The following is a 2,615-nucleotide window of genomic DNA, read 5'->3' as shown; positions in this document are numbered from 1 at the left end:
TGCATATTCTCCCTAGCTTTGATCACCCAATGGCATTAACTTTGATCGCTTATTCTCATTAAGCTTTGATCACGAAAATTACTTGATAATGATCACTTTTGTGTTCTTAATAATTTTGCCGATCAAAGCTTAATGCCACTCGTTACCGAGTTCACGTTTTATCATTTTTGTAGGTATGTTAAACCGTTATCTAAATCGTTTGATGAGGATAACAATCATGTCAACAAGACCTATATCTATGAGTAAATTACAGGCTATTTTACGGCTGAAATATTCAGCTAAATTATCCCATCGAGAGATTGCCAGAAGCTTAAATATCTCCCCTGGTACCGTCGCTAATTACGTTAAAAAAGCCAATGAGTTAGGCTTAAACCAATGGCCGTTACCTGAAGATAAGCAACACGGTGCTTTTCTTAATACAAAAATCAGGGACTTCTCAACCCGTCAAAAAAGATACCCAACACCTGATTGGCTCGCTATCAACAGGGATTTAAAGCAGCATAAACATTTAACGTTGCAGTTAGTATTCGATGAATTACTTGAGAAAATCGGTGAGCCTTATTACAGCTACAGCCACTTCTGCCGCGCCTACCGGGAATGGTTGGGAAAACAACGGTTATCGATGCGTCAACATCATAAAGGTGGTGAAAAGCTGTTTGTGGATTATTGTGGCCCCACATTGACCATCACATGCCCTACAACGCAGAAGACACGGACTGCTCAAGTGTTTGTTGCCGTACTCGGCGCATCAAATTATACCTATGCTGAAGCAACGTATAGCCAACAACTTGAAGATTGGGTGATGAGTCATGCCCGTTGCTTTGCGTTTTTAGGCGGTGTACCAGCGCTTGTTATTCCCGATAATCTCAGAAGTGCTGTCAGTAAACCCTGTCGCTACGAGCCAGATTTAAACCCCACGTATCATCAATTAGCTGAGTATTTTAACGTCGCTGTCATACCTGCTAGACCTTATAAACCCAAAGATAAATCGAAGGCTGAAGTCGGTGTACAAATTGTTGAGCGTTGGATCATGGCACGTCTGCGTAACCAAACCTTCTACAGCTTAGCGCACCTAAATCAAGAAATAGCAAAGCTACTTGATGTAATGAACAATAAGGTTATGAAGCAATATCAACAGTCACGTAAACAGCTATTTGATAGGGTGGATAAAAGCGCATTAAAGCCATTGCCAGAAAAGCCCTATCACTATACACAAATTAAAACGGTGCGAGTACACATTGATTATCATGTTGAAATAGAAAAACATTATTACAGTGTGCCGTATCAATGGGTTAAGAAACAATTACGCGCACATATAACCAATCAGCTAGTACAGCTTTATCATGACGATACCTTAATCGCACAGCATCCGCGCTCACACCGTTTAGGTGGGCATACAACACAGTCTCATCATATGCCTCTGGCGCATCAAAAACAGCATGAGCAGTCACCGATAAATTTACGCTCATGGGCATTAAGTATCGGGGAGTATACCCACCAAGTTATTGAGTTACAGCTCAGTGGACGGCGTCACCCCGAGCATGCTTATCGCGCCTGTTTAGGGGTGTTGAGTTTAGCTAAAATCTATTCAAAAGAGCGGCTTGAGCAAGCGTGTTATCGCGCAATCGTGATGAATACGACCACACTCAAATCAATAAAGCAGATGCTGAAGAAAGGGTTGGATCAACAACCGTTACCCACACAGCAAACAGAGCCAGAAAAGCCAATTACACACAGCAACATACGTGGTACAGATTATTACCATTAAGGAATGAAAACATGATAGATACCATTAACCAGCAACTTCAACTACTCAAGTTATCGGGTATAAAGCAAGCACTCAAGCAGCAGCTTGAACAGCCAAATCTATATCAAGAACAAAGCTTTATAGAGCGCATCAGTTTATTGCTAACACATGAAATTGACTCGCGTGAGCAAAGAAAAATCGACCGACTCGTACGCCACGCTAAATTCCGCTTACCGGCTCAGTTAAATCAACTGATTTACTCGCCGACACGCAATATAGAAAAAGCACAGATACGTAACTTAAGCCAAAATAGCTGGCTGAACTTACACCAAAATATCTTAATCACTGGCGCAACAGGCTGTGGAAAAACCTACCTCGCATGTGCATTAGGGCATGAACACTGTTTGCAAGGAAAAAGTGTTTACTATATTCGATTGAAAGAACTACTTGAAAGCCTGTTTCTAGCACAAGCAGATGGCAGTTACCGGAAATTACTGGCGAAGCTAATAAAGTATGATCTACTGATTTTAGACGACTGGGGTCTTGAACCACTGAGTGCGCAACAACGAGGTGACTTACTCGAATTAATCGATGCGCGGTATGGATATAAATCACACATAATTATAAGCCAGCTCCCGCAGGAAAACTGGCATGAGATGATAGGAGAATCAACTCACGCTGACGCCATTTTAGATAGGCTAATTCATGGTTCGATTAAGTTGAACTTAAAAGGAGAATCGATACGAAAACAACTAAATAAATTGACTGATGATGATCAGTTAAGCTAATTTAAAAATGGCTCTACAAAATGATAAATCAGGTGATCAAAGCTGATGAGAATCGGTGATCAAAGTCATGAGAATACGCA

At 41.1% G+C, this 2,615-nt stretch carries 2 protein-coding genes; both read left to right on the top strand.

All coding sequences use genetic code 11. The features are described from left to right. The first annotated feature begins 217 nt into the window (after positions 1-217). Entirely contained in the window at positions 218-1,768 is a 1,551-nt protein-coding gene (gene istA, locus PHAL_RS0122495) for an IS21 family transposase (RefSeq protein WP_029216306.1), read from the top strand. A gap of 11 nt (positions 1,769-1,779) precedes the next feature. After that, positions 1,780-2,535, top strand: a complete 756-nt coding sequence (gene istB, locus PHAL_RS0122490; protein ID WP_016710687.1) for an IS21-like element helper ATPase IstB — start codon at positions 1,780-1,782, stop codon at positions 2,533-2,535. The last annotated feature ends 80 nt before the right edge of the window (positions 2,536-2,615 follow it).

Source organism: Pseudoalteromonas haloplanktis ATCC 14393, assembly GCF_000238355.1.
In the GTDB taxonomy this organism is placed as follows: domain Bacteria; phylum Pseudomonadota; class Gammaproteobacteria; order Enterobacterales; family Alteromonadaceae; genus Pseudoalteromonas; species Pseudoalteromonas haloplanktis.
Note: the sequence above shows the minus strand (reverse complement) of the source record. Positions and strands in the feature narration are given on the sequence as shown.